Genomic DNA, 15,189 nt, shown 5'->3' with positions numbered 1-15,189 from the left:
CTCAGTGGATCAGCATGCCACCGTTGACGTCGATCACGGCACCAGTCACGTAGGCGGAGAGATCCGAAGCCAGGAAGGTGTAGATGCCAGCGACGTCGTCTGCCGTGCCGAGGCGATTGAGCGGAATGCCTTCCAGGATCTTCGCCCTCATTTCGTCGGTCAGCTTGCCCGAGGTGATATCGGTGCCGATCAGGCCCGGCGTCACGCAATTGACGCGGATGCCGTCCGGGCCGAACTCACGGGCCATCGCCTTTGCGAGACCGAGCACGCCAGCCTTGGCCGCCGAATAATGCGGGCCGCCAAAGATTCCGCCGCCGCGCTGGGCCGAAACCGAGGACATGCAGGCGATCGATCCGGACTTGCGCGCGCGCATGTGCGGGATCACCGCCTGGGAGAGGAACAGAATGCCCTTCAGATTGACGTCCTGAATGCGATCCCAATCAGCCGGCGAGATATCCAGGAACTTCACCGGCTGGGTGATGCCGGCGTTGTTGATGAGAATATCGATGCTACCGAAGGATTCGATCACGCGAGCGACGGCCTGCTCGCAAGATGATTTGTCAGCGACGTCGCATCGCAGCCCAATGTGGGACGTGCCAAGCGATGCCGCGGCGTCCGCCGCCGCGATCGCATCAATGTCGAGAATGGCGACCCGGGCGCCCTCGGCGGCGAACCGCCGTGCCGTGGCAAGCCCGATGCCGCGCGGCGATGCCGCGCCCGAAATGATGGCCGCCTTACTGCTGAGCAGCATCAGTTCCTCCCGCAATTCTTTTCTTTGGCAAGGCCATGAATGAACCGCGGAGGCGCAACAGACAAACGCACAGTTGTCACGGATCGATGAATCTGGTTCACTTATGGACATGCTGTCGAATGTCCCGATATCGGCAATTCGCGCCTTTGAAGCCGCTGCTCGCACGGGATCGTTCCGTGATGCCGCGAATGAGCTTCACCTGACGCCGAGTGCGGTCAGTCATGCCATCCGCAAGCTGGAGGACACGCTCCGCACCGTTCTGTTCGAACGCAGCGCGCGATCAGTGCGGCTCACGCCGGCCGGCGAAAATCTGATGCGCCACACGGGAGCGGCCTTCGATCAGCTTCGCCGTGGCCTCGAGGAAGTCGCCGCACGCGGACCACAATTGGTGCGCGTCCATTCGGCACCCAGTTTTGCTGCGCAGTGGCTTGCCCCCCGGCTTGCACAGTTTCTCGCCGCTTATCCGAAGCTCGAAGTCCGCCTGGCTGCAAGCACGGATTACGCTCGCTTCAGCAACGATGATTTCGATATCGATATCGTCTACGGTCCGCCGCGCGCGGAAGGCGTGGAGGTTATTCCCCTCCCGGAGGAGACGGTCACCCCGCTCTGCTCGCCTGCCCGCGCAAAATCGATCAAGAAGCCCGCCCATCTCCTCGATCAGACGCTGATCCGCTCCGACGTGAAGCAGGTTCAGTGGCACCAATGGTTCACCGCCAACGGATTGGAGGCCCCTGCACTCCACGGCATGAGATTCGATCGCAGCTTTCTCGCGATCGCGACAGCCGCGGAGGGTCTGGGAGTCGCGCTGGAATCAACGCTTCTGGCCGAACGTGAACTGGCGAGCGGACGATTGGTGGCTCCGTTGTCCGGACGCGCCAACGATATCCGCTACGTCGGCCATCGCCTGATCTACCCGCGCGCCAGCCGTCAGAGATCGGCGGTACGTGCCTTTGCAGATTGGCTCGTGGCGCAACTCGATGGCGAAAATGCCATTTCCCCGCGCTGAAGTTCTTCGCACCACGTTGATAGTACACACGCCCGCCGAAAGAGCAGCCAGCGGGCGGCTCAGGATATAGCTTGCTCAAATGTGAATGGCGCCAACTAAGTCATGGGAGCGGCGTGAACTTCAACTGGCTAAGCGGCGCGACCTTGTCGGTGCGTGTCATCTTAAACTCGGTGCTCGGACCGAGCCACTTGTCCCAGAGTTGGTTGATCTCGCCGGCCTGGTCCATCGCGAGTAGGGTCTCGTTGATCTTTGCGAGCAGGTAGATAGCGTGCGTTGCAGGTTCTTTTCCTTCCGCCATCAAATGGTTTCGTTGACCTGTACTTTCGGGGTGCGCGCCAACGCCTGCTACACACTTCGCTACACTTTGTGCCGCTGAGTTGCTCCTCTCCTCTGAATAGATCGGCGCAGTTGCAAGCGGTCTCACAGACGGCATCGGCGCCCTTTGCAGCGTCTCCTTGCTTCTCTGGTGGTGACGGCAGGGAAGCCGGCCGGCGCAGATCTCTACCTGCAAAACCGCTTTGCGAGCATGATCGCCATGCCGCTGTGGCCGCGCTCGCGCGCCAGCTTCTCGGCCGCCGCGACGCTGCGGGCCTCGCGCACCAGGCTACCGGCCGCCGCACAGATAGTCGGCCGGTCGGCGACGCCGGTCTGCCTCTACCCGGCACGTCCGAGCGGAATTCTCCCCTCGGGCGGACGAGTACCGAGTCGGCGCCAACGGATCGGCCCCGGGAAGCTATTGGCGATGCTCAAGACCCGTGCCTCATCCGTTTCAAGAGCTATTTTTTGGGCGAGCATGACATCGCCCAGGACCAAGCCACCCACCGGAACGAAGCACCACCCGGTGCCGAGCCGCCCGTACTCGTCGATCTCGTTGACGTTGCCGGACGTTCCCAGCCGGATGCGGTACCGCTTTCCGGTATCGCACCCCACGACGTCGAAGTACCCCTTCCTTTCGAACTCGACCCTTTGCTGGGGTGAAAGCCAAGAACGCAGCAGTCGCAGCGCTCGAGCCTGGACCGTTTTCTCTTCGTTTACTGCTTGATAAAGTCTGCCAACAGCCAGGCTCCGAGGGGTCCACGGGCCGATGCGACCGATCCTTCTCTTCACCGGTGCTCACCCGCCCACGAGCCGCGGGAAGAACAATGTCTCTTCGGCCGTCGGATCGAACGCGGTGATCCGGGTTACCTCACCGGGCCTCTTCCGCACGGCCGCGGTATATCCTTTGCTGGTAAATTGGAGAAAAAGTCTTTCCGCCTCTACCAATGCTTCTGCATTGGAGTTGTCGAAGAAGTACCGGCTGTCGCCGCTGTGATCCATCACGATTTGCACTGCCATGCTGAGACTCCCGATTGCATCTCATAAGCAATGTGGAATCCGAGCCCTCGTTCCTAACTGACCCAATCGCGACTGCGACACCTTCTATCGCTCTGCATCATGGGCATAGGACGGTGCAGTGGCTTTCTCCGACGTCCCCTGACGATCGCCTCAGCTTGGTCGAGCTCGACCGAATATCGACATAACGGTGTCGGGCCATGGCGAGGAGTGGGGGTTCTCAACCGATCGCTGCCGTGCAGCCTGTCACTGCCGCACCACTGTTGAGTTCACCCGTCTCTGGCCCGCATTGTGACCCGTGTACTAAAGACCCCCACCGAGGCTGACCGGCTGGCTTTCTGTCGATCACAACAGCTTCGAGGAGATTGCGATCGACCACCGCAGGTTCCTGTGATTTTTCCCGGATTACTGTCAGCTAGTGAACACACAATCGGGCCCCACCGAAGAGCGGCCTTATGGATCGCTTATGACCCTTCACGGGCCGCTCGGCGTGCTTGCAAGCAAACGAGCAAACCGCCACCGATTTAGGACAGATTGAGCGCGCCCCGTGGAGCCGGATGAGCACAACAGCGAAGTCGCTCGCCGAGGTCGAGTATCGGGCAAAGCGGGCGCAGGTGCGGCACCCGCCTTTCAAGGACTACTCGAGGGCCTTTGACAGGGCGCGTGTGACAGCCTTGGCGGCAGAACTATCGGCGGGAACAGGCGTTTCCCGATCATGTCAGACGCATTCGACTATTTCCGCGCCTACGCCGTCCGAGCTCTTTGCAAGGCCCGATCGATGCCGAAGGGTCGGATGAAGCACCTGCAGCTTGTGGTCGGCCGGATCTATAACCTCCTCAAGAAGGAGGCGGCTTACGGTCCGAACACGCAACACCTGGAAGACTTCCGGGCAGCGCAGAAGCTCGAGAGATCTCTGGAGAGTCGGCCCAACGACGACATGGCCCCTCGGACTCGCTTTGCCGCAACGAATCCTCATCGCGCCGGGCAGGAGGTTCGTTGAGTGACTTCCCTCGACGCTCGCACCGTAGCAGGACTCCTGCGAAAATATGCGCAGCGCACCGCGTTGCGTGGCGGCAATCCCTACCGGGCAAAAGCCTATTCTCGGGCCGCCGATAGCTTGGGCGCCCTTTGTCGTCTCGCTGGACGCGGTCATCGCCGAAGATCGTCTTACGGAGATCCCGGGCGTCGGCGATGCTATCGCCGACATTGTCACCGAACTTCACCAGACGGGCACTCATCTGAGCCTCGAAAAGCTGCGGAAGGAGATTCCCGAGGGGGTGCTCGAGATGCTTGCCGTTCCGGGTCTGCGTCCGGAGAAAGTGCTGCGCCTCTACAAGGATCTCGGCATCGGCTCGCTCGCGGAGCTGGAGCCCGCCGCCAAGGAGGACCGCATCAAGAAGGCCAAGGGGCTCGGAGCCGCGCTGCAGACCAAGATCCTGCAGAATCTGGCGATCGCCAAAAGCGGAGAAGGCCGCCTCCACCTGCACCGTGCCGCCGCTCTGCTTGCGCAGGCGAAGGATTCGATCCGAAAGGCCCATCCCGAGCTGAAGCGCGTGACGCTCGCAGGCGACTTCCGGCGCGGTTGCGAGCTCGTCCGCGAACTAACGATCGTTGCGGAAGCTCCCAGGGGTGGCAAGACATCGGAGCCTGCTCAGACCGATGGGCTGCGGATCCGCCTGTCCGGCCGCAAACACTTCGGCGCCGCCCTTCTCTTCGCCACCGGCTCAACCGCTCACATCGAGCAGCTCCGAGAGATAGCCTCTAAGAAGGGAATGCGGTTGGAGGCCGACGGCTTGCACAAGGGCCGCACGCTGATCGCCGGCGACGAAGCCGACATTTACCACGCTCTCGGGCTGCCCTTCATTGATCCCGAGCTCCGGGAGGGGCGCAACGAGGTCGAGCTGGCTCTGAAGGGCAAGTTGCCGAAGCTCGTCACCGACCAGGATCTGCGCGGAATCCTTCACTGCCACAGCGATGCTTCCGACGGGACAGAGATCCTGGAGACGATGGCGAAGGCCACCCGCCAGCGCGGGTTCGAGTATTTCGGGGTCGCCGACCACTCCAAGTCCGCGCACTATGCCGGCGGTCTATCCCTGGAGGAGATCGCGCAGCAGCACCGGGAGGCCGACCGGCTGAACAAGCGCTTGGGTAAGGATTTTCGAATCCTCAAAGGCATCGAGTCCGACATTCTGGCCGACGGCTCGCTGGACTACGCGGACGACGTGCTGGAGCGCTTCGACTTCGTAGTGGCGAGCATCCATGGCCGCTTCAAGCTGGACCGCAGTGGCTGCTTCGGGCGATCTCCCATCCTCGCACCACCATCATCGGCCACATGACCGGCCGACAACTCCAGCGTCGGCCTGGCTACGAAATCGAGGTCGAGAAGGTGCTTCGGGCATGCGCGAAGCACGACGTGGTCGTCGAGATCAACGCCCACCCATGGCGGCTTGACCTGGACTGGCGCTGGCACCAGGCCGCCCTCGAATTTGGCTGCATGCTGAGCATCAATCCGGACGCGCACTCGATTCCAGAGCTCGACCACATGCACTGGGGCGTCCAGATGGCCCGAAAGGGGGGCGTCCCTGCCGACCGGATCCTGAACGCGATGACGTTGCCAGAAATCACGCGCTACCTCCGCCAGAAGCGGCGCTCGCTTGCGCGCGCTGCCTGATGTCGCACGCGCACGACCTCTCGCTCGAGGGAAGGGTGGTGGCGGTCGCCGCCGATCGCGAGCACCACTTCAGCAAGCCGTCACGGGATCGGATCGTGCTGGTAGAAGGCCACGGAGTCGAGAAGGCGACGCCCATGCCGGCGCGTTCGTTCGGCACCGCCATCTCGCCCGGCGCCGACCCCGGCTTCCCAACCTGCGGCAGGTCCACCTGATCCCATTCGAGCTCTTCGCATCCCTCTCGAAGGCTGGTTTCGTGGTCGGACCCGGAGAGCTCGGCGAGAACATCACCAATGCAGGCCTGGACCTCGAACGGATGCCGCTCGGGACTTCATCGAACTCGGGCCCACAGCCATCGTCGAGTTGACCGGCCTCCGGACGCCCTGTGTCCTGATCGACCGCTTCCGGGCGGGCCTTAAGCGGCGCGTGCTCTCGTCGGCGGAAACGGGCCCTGCATTCAGATGTGGGGTGCTGGGCGTGGTGCGGGTCGGAGGGGCGGTCGTGGCCGGCGATATCGTGCGGGTGCGCCTCCCGCCCACTTCGTTTCAGGCCCTACCGGGCCTGTAAGAGCCCGGTGCACAACTCGGCCGCCTGATGACCCAAACGAAAAGCGGTCGGTAGATCGGGCCTGCATGGCCTCAAACAAGTAACGGCGGTACGCTTTGGGGCTGGGAAGGCAATCGACAGTCCGGGACTATTGAGCCGCCGAGCTCCGCTGGCGGCTTTTTTCTTTGACTAGGAGGCGTTCGCCCTGGCTCGTTCGCGGGCTTCGCGGCGGCGTTCGCGCCGCAGCTTCGCACGGTCGGCGGGCTGCGTCAGTGGAGGAACCGCCGCTATTTCGGCTACCGGCGGGGTCGTCTCGCTGGCCGCCGCCGCTTGGATTGGCTCCGGCATCGGTCGGGCTTCCATAAATTCAAGCACTTCCCGCCCTTTGGAAGTCAGCCTCCAACCACCGCTTGTGCGTTCGATGAGCCCTTGTGACCAGATGTCGAGATCCGGCACCCGCGCCGCGAGGCGTCTGGTCCGGTCCGCCCAATCGCGTCCGCTGGTCGCCAGGATGGCCATGTCCCTCTTGAGGTCCTCCATCACGGCAAACCCATCCGGATATGCCACCAGGATCTTGAGGACCGTGACTTGGAAGTTCACGTCCGCCCCCCCCCCGATCAACGCCACATCGTGGGCGCGTGCGAAAGGGCATCTCGCCCAATCTGCCTAAGCCTCTCGCGAAAGACTTCGCCCCCGGTTTCCAGGATCTTCGAAGCAACGTGCGTACGTGCGCCGATCTGTCGTCCTAAGACGCTTTCGCACACTTGATCAAGGACCGCGCGCAAAAGCGCGATGGTTGCCGTATCGAACATGAGGTGCCCCCAGAAGGGAAAATCCAATCTTAGCCCGGTTTTGCCGGCGTGTGGATTCGGGCATGTTAGCCTTTGTGGAAAATACGACCGAACTAGAAACGGGTGCAAGATTACGGGTGCCGATGCCCCGCCCGCAAACCTATTGGGTTCGAAGCCGCGTTCGCGCAAAACAACGCGCGGTAACGATTCACGACAACCCACTCTCACTGTAATTATCGTGTCTCACTGCAGGGGTGCAGTCCAGTCGTGGGGACAGCGCTAGCTTTAGGCGCCACCGCTGATGAACCACTTTTTTGTAGGCCCTCTTGATGACTCGCACATCCTTTGTCGCCAATGGGACCGCACACCGTTTAGCTAAAGGTGCCGAAGGCACTCGTCCCGCCCCTTCCATCCACAGCCCACAGTATTTGTCGATCGCGCCGCGAACAAATTCATTCGCAGCTGGAAACCCGGTCCGTTCGAAGCAACGGATCCGCATGGAGGAGGCGGACTCTAAGCTCATCCGGCCTTAGAGCGACGCCTCGTCGAGGGCAGAACGCGGCTTCGCCCAATCTCTCCATCGCTAGCCTAAGTTTGGCGAAAAGCGGCTCAGTCAGGCTTCTTGCTCCATTTCGCGCATTATACGCTCGTTTTCGGCGATCCGCTCTGTTTCGGCGGCTTTAGCTTCATCGCTGGTCCGCCAGCTGCCGGTCAGAATTTTCGGCAAAACGTCATCGAGCTGTGTCGGAAAACCGACAAAGGCGATGCGGCCGTCACGGTCGACCACGAACGAGGTGGGAATCCCGACAGACAAGCTGGCATCCAGCCAGAGCTTTTCCATTTCGCCTGTGTAGTCGAACCCGATCCGGTAATTGAGATTCGGTACCTTTTCAGTCAACCAGGCGTCCAACTTGTCTCGGGCCTCGTCCTCTGTTTGAGCGCGTTCAAGAGCCGCGAGTCCGAGGACCTCAATGCCGCTGTGTTTGTATTTCTCTTGCAACTGCACCAGTTCCGGGACCGCCGCGACACACGGTCCGCACCAAGTTGCCCAAAACTCGACGATGTACACCTTCCCAGGCTGGAAGCTCGAGAGGGGCTCGCCACGGAGCCAGTTCTCCACTTTTATCGGAGGAGCTGGAGATTCTAATCCGAGCACCATGTTACTCTCCAAAACTTAGTGCCCGACCTTGGGCGACTTTTTGTGTAGCTGATCTCTGATCGCAGGCGCGACCGGCTTGCCGCATGGGGGCTTCCCAGCGAGATCCGCGGCGAATGTCGGTGCCGCCGCTAAGCGCGAGGACGATCCAAGTCACAAGCAGGAAGGTTTTCCCTCATGAGGGGTTACATCCGTTCAAGGAAGCAGAGCTTCGGGTGGTGCGCATCTGTTTGCACCAGCACTCGTTCGCTATTGCCGCACTCCAGTAGCAAGGTCTGTGAGCAAGGTCTGTGCCATGTCGTCTGCGTGCATTGTCCTGAACCTATTTGCGGCGCACTTTCCCGAGGTTTGGACGATTTCCTGCATCGCATAGAATTTCACGGCGGAATTCACCTCAGGCGGGAGCTGATCATGCGATATGATCGAGTAAACGCCCACATCCTCGAGATTGTGCGAAAGAACAACCGCCTAACTTCCGAGGTGCTCGGCGAAATGGCCGGGCTTCCTGCTACCGCCCTGTCAACGACGACTGAAGAGGCTCCGCTCTGAGGGCATCATCGAAACCGACGTCTCAATCGTCTCGCCGAAGGCGGTGGGAAGACCTATTCAAATGCTTGTGCTGGTCACCCTGGAACGGGAGCGCGCCTCCCTTGCGAAATCGATCCTATCTGCCATTGCTACATGATGCGTTAGGGCGGCGGCAGTCCTAGACACGAGATCTTGCCGGATCGGATCGCATGCAAGCGCTCACCCCTCTTGGATTCCGTGTCCAACGTCTGACACGGGACAAATTTGTCAGGTTCAAAACACCGGCTGCGTTTGGGGCGCCTTGGAGTTTTCAAAGCGTAATCAGGCGCTTGATGGGTGCTGACCGAGATGGCACGCTTGTTGCTATTTGGATGCAGAAACACGGAGTGAGGGCTGAGCGCACATCAGATGCGCAAAACGAGTGATGCTCTCCTTCTCTTGAAGGTGTGCTCCGTTTCTGAGAGAGACGGGCTAGCGCACAAAGTCGCGCAACGAGTGGCAATAGTTTTGGAGAACAACATGGTGCTGCGCATGGAGTCCCCGGCTCCTCCGATCAAGGTGGAGAATTGGCTGCGCGGCGAGCCCCTGACGAGCTTCCAGCCCGGGAAGGTGTACATCGTCGAATTTTGGGCAACTTGGTGCGGGCCATGTACGGCAGTGATGCCTCATCTAGTACAGCTGCAAGAGAAATACAAAGACAGCGGACTTGAGCTGCTCGGCGTCGCAGCTTACGAACAAGCTCCAACGGCGGACGAGGCCCGAACAAGCTTGGACGCGTGGTTGACCGACAAGTTCTCGAACCTGAACTTTCGGATCGGGTTCGACTCCACAGGCGAAATGAACAAGCTTTGGATGGATCCCAGCTTTTCTGTCGGCATTCCCACCTCGTTCGTCGTTGACCGTGACGGCCGCATCGCCTTTGTCGGTTTTCCGACACAGCTCGATGACGTCTTGCCGAAAATTCTTAACGGCAGCTGGCGCACCAGCGATGAAGCTAAAGCCGCCGATACAGAGCGGATCGACAGCGGACGACGCGAAATGCGCGAAATGAAGCGCAAGCGGGCGCTGATTGAGCCTATACTCGCCAAGCTTCAGCCGGCGATGGAGGCGGAGGATTGGGCAAAGGCGCTTTCGACGGTTGAAGAGGCCGTCGCGGTGATGCCGGACGATCTCCGCTTCCGCGCGCTCCATGCGGAACTGTTGCTTCACAAACTGCGCAACTTGCAGACCGGCTTGCCGGTTTTGAGGCAATTCGCTCGCGACGCGATCGACAAAAACGATGAGCAGTGGATGGAGTGGGCGCTGCGCCAACTCTTTGATCCGGCGAATGACAACTCCCACTTCCCGTCAGCCGAGCGCCTCGCGATGGGCAAAGAGTTGTCCGAACACATTCTTGCGCTGAATCCTCCGCAAGGGGACGGTGGCTTTAAGTACCTGTCCTATGGGACGGTCGCTCAGTATTATTATGAGAGCGGCAACAAGGATCGCGCGATCGAATTGATCGAGGTGGCGTTGAACTCGCTAGGAGGTCCTGAGCCTATCCCCGACGAACTGAAACAGGACGTCATGTCGACGTTGGTCGAAGCGCTGGCCAACTACAAGGGTGAGAAGGCTTGCTATGGGACTGTTTGTGCAACTCCGCAAGACGGGTTTCCGACAGCGTCAAAGCGCAGGCAACGGAGCAAACAACAAAAAGAAGGGTGAGTGTCGGAATTGCTCGCTGGCCATCATCCATTTCTCTGGCGGCCAGTGGTCGTTCAAGGTTCATCCAGATTTGCACCTTGCCTCGGCTGGAGTGTTCCTTCGATCAAGATTTCAACATTGCCGCCGGCGCCTGTTAAATGCCGCGCCTTGACGAGCAAGGCCTAGATGATGCGCGGCAAATCTTGTTAGCGAGTGCCACGGATGCGACCATGATCGGTGGTCTTTGCAGTCCGAATGCAGAGCGGCGCATTCAACTCGTCAAGCAACTTGAATCAAGGTCGCACCAACGATCAGCAACGTCCGAAGTCGTCCATTCCGCCCTTTGATGTCGCCCCAAGCCGCTGCGTTTGGACACCGACAACGAAAACCTCGTCCCGCCTAGCGGGCCGGTTGTCAGTTCGGCAACAAAGTGTCACCAAGTGGACGATACGTAGGGTCAGAAAAACGAAAATCAACAATCTTCAACGCCTCTTGCCTTGTTCACGGCGTCGGTACCGATCGCTTGTGAGCCCGAGATGGCTGGCGACTTTGAGCAAAGGCACGGAGACTGGCTGTGTCGCGAACTGACGTAGAGCGATTCGTCGACGATCTGGGGAACGAGGGTGTCTGCTCGAACGCGTAAAACCAACTGCTACCGGCCTTGCATCGATTGTCGCGATCCGAAAGAGCCTCGGCTACAGCTTCACACTTGATGAAGCTAACAGTTGCATTCGAGCTCGACAGAAGTTGACGACTAAACGGCTCGCCGGTGGCACTGTTTATTCGATTGATACGATCTCGACCGGCGCTGTGCAGGCCGTTGCGGAGGTGGCCACGAGCGGCGCGCAAGCCGCGGAAGCGGCCGCTGCCCACGCCAACGCAGTTGATCTCGTTGCAGTTGTTGTGGTTGTTATTGTTGCGGTCGTGACCGAGGTCTGACATGGCTTCGCTCCGACCCGCATCGGCGGGTTGCTCGAGGAGGCCATGAGTGCGATGAGAACATGAAGTAAGCTTCGTCAAATGACACACGCTGCCGCCGAACACTACCGACAGATTTTTGACCGGCGTACCTCGGAGCAACTGTGCACGCTGTCGCACCTCAAACGCTTCATGGAGCGGTTAGTCGGTGATGTGGAGTTCCGCAGGGCACTCGCGGAGGCAATCGCCACCCCTCGAGCGGTAACAGAGCGGTACGGCATCAAAGTGGATCCAATGGAGGTGCTGCCGCTCTGGCGCGGTGGCTACCAACAATACAGTTTCAAACCGGAGTCTGCGCCGTGGCCGCAGGCTGTGATGTGGGATGAGTATCTCCGCGAGATGTTGCGTCATCGCGACCTTCTTGCGCGACGAAGGCGAGATGTCAACGATCAATCCTCGCTTTCATGCCTGGTGCGAACGGCAAATCCGGCGGTGCAATGACCAAGCTCAGCGGAGGATGGCAGCCAGGCGACTTTCTTATTTCGCGAGGAATGACGGCGCAGCCGGCAGGGGAAGAAAGTCGATCGGCGCCGTTGCGCCAAAGGCGGTCGAGGCGTCAGCCGTCATTCGGCCAGATCAATCCATCGAAGAGGCCGTTTGGTTGCGCGCGGTCCGAACAGAGCTGACATCAAGGAGGACGTGGCGATCTGCGAGTCCACTGAAAGAGTTGGCTCAACCGAATCCAATGGTGATGAGCTCTCTTTATTGCAGGTGGACGGATCTCCGCTTCCACGATCGCGCGTCGACAGCACACCACATTCACGAGAGCGGCTGGCCGTATCTGTGATCCGTCGCCGTTTGGTCGATGCCGCATACGACCGCCACGAAACTGCCACTCTGCGATGATCGGTCGAGGCTCGACGCTTGGGCCGCTCTGAGTGTAGCTCAAAGATAACAATCACGAGCACGCTGGATGCCTGATCCGCCCTTTCAATGTGACCTATCGGCCGGCGCGAGGCCTTTCCCTGAACGGCGCAGAGGTCACGACATATTAGCCGTGCAGCCCGGGGAGGATCTCGTGCAGGACGGCACCCGTTAAGAGCTCGAGGGAGAAAAAGAATCGGATGAGCGACAATAGCAACCTCGAAGACAGAACCATCGAAGCGATACGCACTATCGCGAGGCCCTCGCCGTGGTCGACGGCCTGGAGCGAAAAGAACGTTCCGCGCATCGAGCGCTGACCAGGATACTGCCTGAATTGGGGCGCGCCTTACGCAGCCAAGACACGCGGTGTCTTAAGAATAGCCGTAAGATCGGCTCGGCAGCTGTCTCGCGGCAGAACGAAGCGTGGGCCAACCTAACTGAGGCGACCGCACGTTTGGATTCAGCCCGCTCGACTTTGGCCGCCCTCGAGCGCCAACTGGGACATCTTCCAAACGTCTCAAGAGCGCGAGATTCGGACTAGCTCAAAGAACGCCAGGACGTCGAGCCCCGCCTCATCCTAGGCGGAGATTTTCTGCGGCTTGTTTGCCGCTGAGGTTCGTCACCAGCTCGTAGCTGACCTTCGCGCCTTCAACAAGCGAGGTATAGCCCGCCTTCTCTACCGCAGAGATGTGCACGAAAACATCTTTGCCACCATCGTCCGGCGCAATGAATCCATAGCCTTTCGTCGGATTGAACCACTTAACAGTCCCTAACGCCACGTCATTTGCTCCAAAAGAAAAAACACCTTCTCATCTAAATCAATCAAGGACCGTGCGGCAAGTCTCTGCGCGAGGTGGCAAGGGATCTGTTGTCTCGCCTGGTCGTAGGCCTTGGAATGCCCGGCGTGATCGTCGTGCGAAGTACAAACACCTTGAAATCCGCCGATATTCAAGAACGACGACGCGAAGGTCACATTTTCTTCGAAAACCGCGTGCTAACTGTCGCTTGGTTGTCGCGGCCGGATGTACGCCGTGGCATCAACGGGAGCCCCGGCTTTCATGCCGGGGTTTTTCGTTTTCGGCGCGAGAAGTCCGGCCAAATCAAGATGCCTTTTGTGTAGCTTGATTTGAGTAGGATCATGACGCCTCGCAGCCCACCGCGACAATTCTGTTTTGATCTGCAGGAACCGTCCGGGGCAGAGCGAAAAGCCGAGTAGTAGGCAGACATGGCGCAGAATATTTACGACGATCCCGATTTCTTCGCTGGCTACGGCCAGTTGCCCCGACAGGTGCATGGGCTGGACGGCGCCCCTGAATGGCCCGCGATCCGGGCTATGCTGCCCGATCTGGGCGGCAAACGTGTCGTCGATCTGGGATGTGGCTTCGGCTGGGCCTCGCGCTGGATGCGCGAGCAGGGCGCGGCCTCGGTTCTGGGTCTGGATCTGTCGCAAAACATGATCGAGCGTGCCAGGAGAGACACAGCGGATACGGCCATCGAGTATCGCATCGCCGATCTCGACACGCTGGACCTACCTGAGACGGCTTTCGACCTCGCCTACAGCGCGCTGACCTTTCACTATGTTCAGGATTTTGGCCGCCTCGTGCATGTGATCCGCAAAGCACTGGTTCCTGACGGGCATTTTGTCTTTACGATTGAGCATCCGATCTTCATGGCAGCGGCGCATGCGCACTGGATTTCCGATGAGGAGGGCCGCAAAACTTGGCCGGTCAATCGATATTCCGTCGAGGGTGAACGTCGGACGGACTGGTTCGCCAAGGGCGTTCTGAAATACCACAGGACGCTTGGCACTACCCTGAATACGCTGATCAGCGCGGGTTTTCAGATTCGGCAGGTCGAGGAGTTTGCCCCGACACGCGAGCAGATTCAGCAGGTGCCGCAATTGGCCGAAGAACTGGAGCGTCCTATGATGCTGATTGTGTCTGCGTCCACATCGATCGCCGGTAGTGCTTCGAAGTCTTTGTAATATACGGTCTGACTAGGTCTTGCCGGCCAGTACTGATGTCAGCCCCGCGTCACGCGTTGTCTTGCTGGTTCGTCTGCGGCCATCCCGGTGAAGCGAACCAAGGCCGTGTTGCTGACGGCAACAGTCCCGACGACTGCGAAAACCGTCTGCCACGGGGGTGAAGATATCCCCATCTGGGCGATTCCGTGCGTCGCGCTGTAAGCGGCGAAGGTAGCAGGCGCGACATAGATGAGGATGATCAAGATTCTAAGCCAAGTCCATGGGAGGAAGGCGAGCGCGAGTTGGCCAATGCAAATGGTTGCACCGCCCGCCATGAGCCTTGCTACTGCGCCACCGAGCACTCCGGCGCCGGTGTGGAAGGTCCAGGTGCCGATCGTCAGGCCAACGAAGAAGGGCAGTGCGAAGACAGCGAGCGTAAACAGCAGCCAGCAGAAAAAGCCGATGCCGACGAGGCAAGCAGTGGTCCGAAGATGATCATGGTGGTGGTCTCCGTGAGATAAAAGTCTGACGGTCGCGCCTTCCATACGTGATCGGCTAGAATGGATAGTGAGTCGATGTGCGGTTGGGCGGCCGATCTGGCGGAGTTCAAGGGCACACCAACCGCTCGCTGATCACCATGCTGGAGATTGCCGGATGTGGTGCTGCTGCACGACGGAGGAACGGGCAACGAAGGCGAAGCCTGGCGCATCGTTCCGCGTTTCCTTGAGCAGCGCCTTCTGATTGGTGCCGAGCAGGCGCAAGTAATTCGTTCTGCCACGTTCCATGAAACGCAAAAAATTTGCGTGATAAACAATCTGGCCGGCGTCGGTATCTTCAAAGTAGACACGGACCTGCATGTAGTGCCGTCCGTCTCGAACTTTGCCGTCAAGAGAGACTGTCACAGCGCGGTTCCTCTTATTGCG

The 15,189-nt window shown here is 59.8% G+C and carries 14 protein-coding genes and 5 pseudogenes; 10 read left to right on the top strand and 9 right to left on the bottom strand.

Annotated elements, in window-relative coordinates; all coding sequences use genetic code 11:
• Position 1 precedes the first annotated feature (1 nt).
• Entirely contained in the window at positions 2 to 751 is a 750-nt protein-coding gene (locus ABIA45_RS37910) for an SDR family NAD(P)-dependent oxidoreductase (protein ID WP_404655429.1), read from the bottom strand.
• Between the two features lie 109 nt (positions 752 to 860).
• Between ABIA45_RS37910 and ABIA45_RS37905 the strand changes: the two genes are divergently transcribed.
• Positions 861 to 1,757 carry a LysR substrate-binding domain-containing protein gene (locus ABIA45_RS37905; RefSeq protein WP_036008429.1) on the top strand — a complete coding sequence of 299 codons (897 nt, stop codon included), beginning with the start codon at positions 861 to 863 and terminating at the stop codon, positions 1,755 to 1,757.
• A 100-nt stretch (positions 1,758 to 1,857) separates the two neighbouring features.
• Here the strand turns inward: ABIA45_RS37905 and ABIA45_RS37900 are convergent.
• The 3 genes and pseudogenes from ABIA45_RS37900 to ABIA45_RS37890 form a co-directional block, all read right to left on the bottom strand.
• Positions 1,858 to 2,016, bottom strand: a pseudogene (locus ABIA45_RS37900) (ABC transporter); the annotation flags it as partial.
• Between the two features lie 395 nt (positions 2,017 to 2,411).
• Positions 2,412 to 2,864 (bottom strand): hypothetical protein, encoded by a 453-nt coding sequence (locus tag ABIA45_RS37895; protein ID WP_051056943.1) that lies wholly within the window; start codon positions 2,862 to 2,864, stop codon positions 2,412 to 2,414.
• 6 nt (positions 2,865 to 2,870) lie between these two features.
• Positions 2,871 to 3,092 (bottom strand): hypothetical protein, encoded by a 222-nt coding sequence (locus tag ABIA45_RS37890; protein ID WP_036008401.1) that lies wholly within the window; start codon positions 3,090 to 3,092, stop codon positions 2,871 to 2,873.
• A 790-nt stretch (positions 3,093 to 3,882) separates the two neighbouring features.
• Between ABIA45_RS37890 and ABIA45_RS37885 the strand changes: the two genes are divergently transcribed.
• The 3 genes and pseudogenes from ABIA45_RS37885 (at position 3,883) to ABIA45_RS37875 (ending at position 5,972) form a co-directional block, all read left to right on the top strand.
• Positions 3,883 to 4,089 carry a PXA domain-containing protein gene (locus ABIA45_RS37885; RefSeq protein WP_240538139.1) on the top strand — a complete coding sequence of 69 codons (207 nt, stop codon included), beginning with the start codon at positions 3,883 to 3,885 and terminating at the stop codon, positions 4,087 to 4,089.
• A pseudogene (locus ABIA45_RS37880) lies at positions 4,090 to 5,760 on the top strand (helix-hairpin-helix domain-containing protein).
• Complete coding sequence (locus tag ABIA45_RS37875) at positions 5,760 to 5,972, top strand: hypothetical protein (protein ID WP_338076616.1); 213 nt, start codon at positions 5,760 to 5,762, stop codon at positions 5,970 to 5,972. The pseudogene ABIA45_RS37880 and the gene ABIA45_RS37875 overlap by 1 nt, the downstream one beginning before the upstream one ends.
• A 520-nt stretch (positions 5,973 to 6,492) precedes the next feature.
• Here ABIA45_RS37875 and ABIA45_RS37870 read toward each other — a convergent pair.
• Both ABIA45_RS37870 and ABIA45_RS37865 read right to left on the bottom strand, forming a co-directional pair.
• On the bottom strand, positions 6,493 to 6,903 hold the full coding sequence (locus ABIA45_RS37870; protein ID WP_036008440.1) for a hypothetical protein: 411 nt from the start codon (positions 6,901 to 6,903) through the stop codon (positions 6,493 to 6,495).
• 804 nt (positions 6,904 to 7,707) lie between these two features.
• Positions 7,708 to 8,253, bottom strand: coding sequence for a TlpA disulfide reductase family protein (locus ABIA45_RS37865; protein ID WP_240538140.1), 546 nt, complete (start codon positions 8,251 to 8,253; stop codon positions 7,708 to 7,710).
• 408 nt (positions 8,254 to 8,661) lie between these two features.
• On the opposite strand from ABIA45_RS37865, the pseudogene ABIA45_RS37860 reads away from it, so the two are divergent.
• From ABIA45_RS37860 to ABIA45_RS37845, 4 genes and pseudogenes are all read left to right on the top strand, one after another.
• Positions 8,662 to 8,926, top strand: a pseudogene (locus ABIA45_RS37860) (winged helix-turn-helix transcriptional regulator); the annotation flags it as partial.
• Between the two features lie 371 nt (positions 8,927 to 9,297).
• Positions 9,298 to 10,482 (top strand): TlpA disulfide reductase family protein, encoded by a 1,185-nt coding sequence (locus ABIA45_RS37855; protein WP_085969022.1) that lies wholly within the window; start codon positions 9,298 to 9,300, stop codon positions 10,480 to 10,482.
• A 726-nt stretch (positions 10,483 to 11,208) separates the two neighbouring features.
• Entirely contained in the window at positions 11,209 to 11,400 is a 192-nt protein-coding gene (locus ABIA45_RS37850; protein ID WP_240538141.1) for a hypothetical protein, read from the top strand.
• Between the two features lie 81 nt (positions 11,401 to 11,481).
• Positions 11,482 to 11,880, top strand: coding sequence for a hypothetical protein (locus ABIA45_RS37845; protein WP_225174435.1), 399 nt, complete (start codon positions 11,482 to 11,484; stop codon positions 11,878 to 11,880).
• 995 nt (positions 11,881 to 12,875) lie between these two features.
• On the opposite strand, the gene ABIA45_RS37840 is transcribed toward ABIA45_RS37845, so the two are convergent.
• Complete coding sequence (locus ABIA45_RS37840; protein ID WP_036008407.1) at positions 12,876 to 13,082, bottom strand: cold-shock protein; 207 nt, start codon at positions 13,080 to 13,082, stop codon at positions 12,876 to 12,878.
• A gap of 116 nt (positions 13,083 to 13,198) precedes the next feature.
• Here ABIA45_RS37840 and ABIA45_RS37835 point away from each other — a divergent pair, with 116 nt between their 5' ends.
• Both ABIA45_RS37835 and ABIA45_RS37830 read left to right on the top strand, forming a co-directional pair.
• Complete coding sequence (locus ABIA45_RS37835; RefSeq protein WP_157784026.1) at positions 13,199 to 13,423, top strand: hypothetical protein; 225 nt, start codon at positions 13,199 to 13,201, stop codon at positions 13,421 to 13,423.
• Between the two features lie 105 nt (positions 13,424 to 13,528).
• Positions 13,529 to 14,287, top strand: a complete 759-nt coding sequence (locus ABIA45_RS37830) for a bifunctional 2-polyprenyl-6-hydroxyphenol methylase/3-demethylubiquinol 3-O-methyltransferase UbiG (RefSeq protein WP_050992071.1) — start codon at positions 13,529 to 13,531, stop codon at positions 14,285 to 14,287.
• Between the two features lie 38 nt (positions 14,288 to 14,325).
• Here the strand turns inward: ABIA45_RS37830 and ABIA45_RS37825 are convergent.
• Both ABIA45_RS37825 and ABIA45_RS37820 read right to left on the bottom strand, forming a co-directional pair.
• A pseudogene (locus ABIA45_RS37825) lies at positions 14,326 to 14,765 on the bottom strand (hypothetical protein).
• Between the two features lie 169 nt (positions 14,766 to 14,934).
• Positions 14,935 to 15,168: pseudogene (locus ABIA45_RS37820) on the bottom strand (4-hydroxybenzoyl-CoA thioesterase); the annotation flags it as partial.
• Positions 15,169 to 15,189 lie beyond the last annotated feature (21 nt).

The sequence above is a fragment of the Bradyrhizobium sp. USDA 336 genome (genome assembly GCF_044908355.1).
GTDB lineage: Bacteria > Pseudomonadota > Alphaproteobacteria > Rhizobiales > Xanthobacteraceae > Bradyrhizobium > Bradyrhizobium yuanmingense.
Note: the sequence above shows the minus strand (reverse complement) of the source record. Positions and strands in the feature narration are given on the sequence as shown.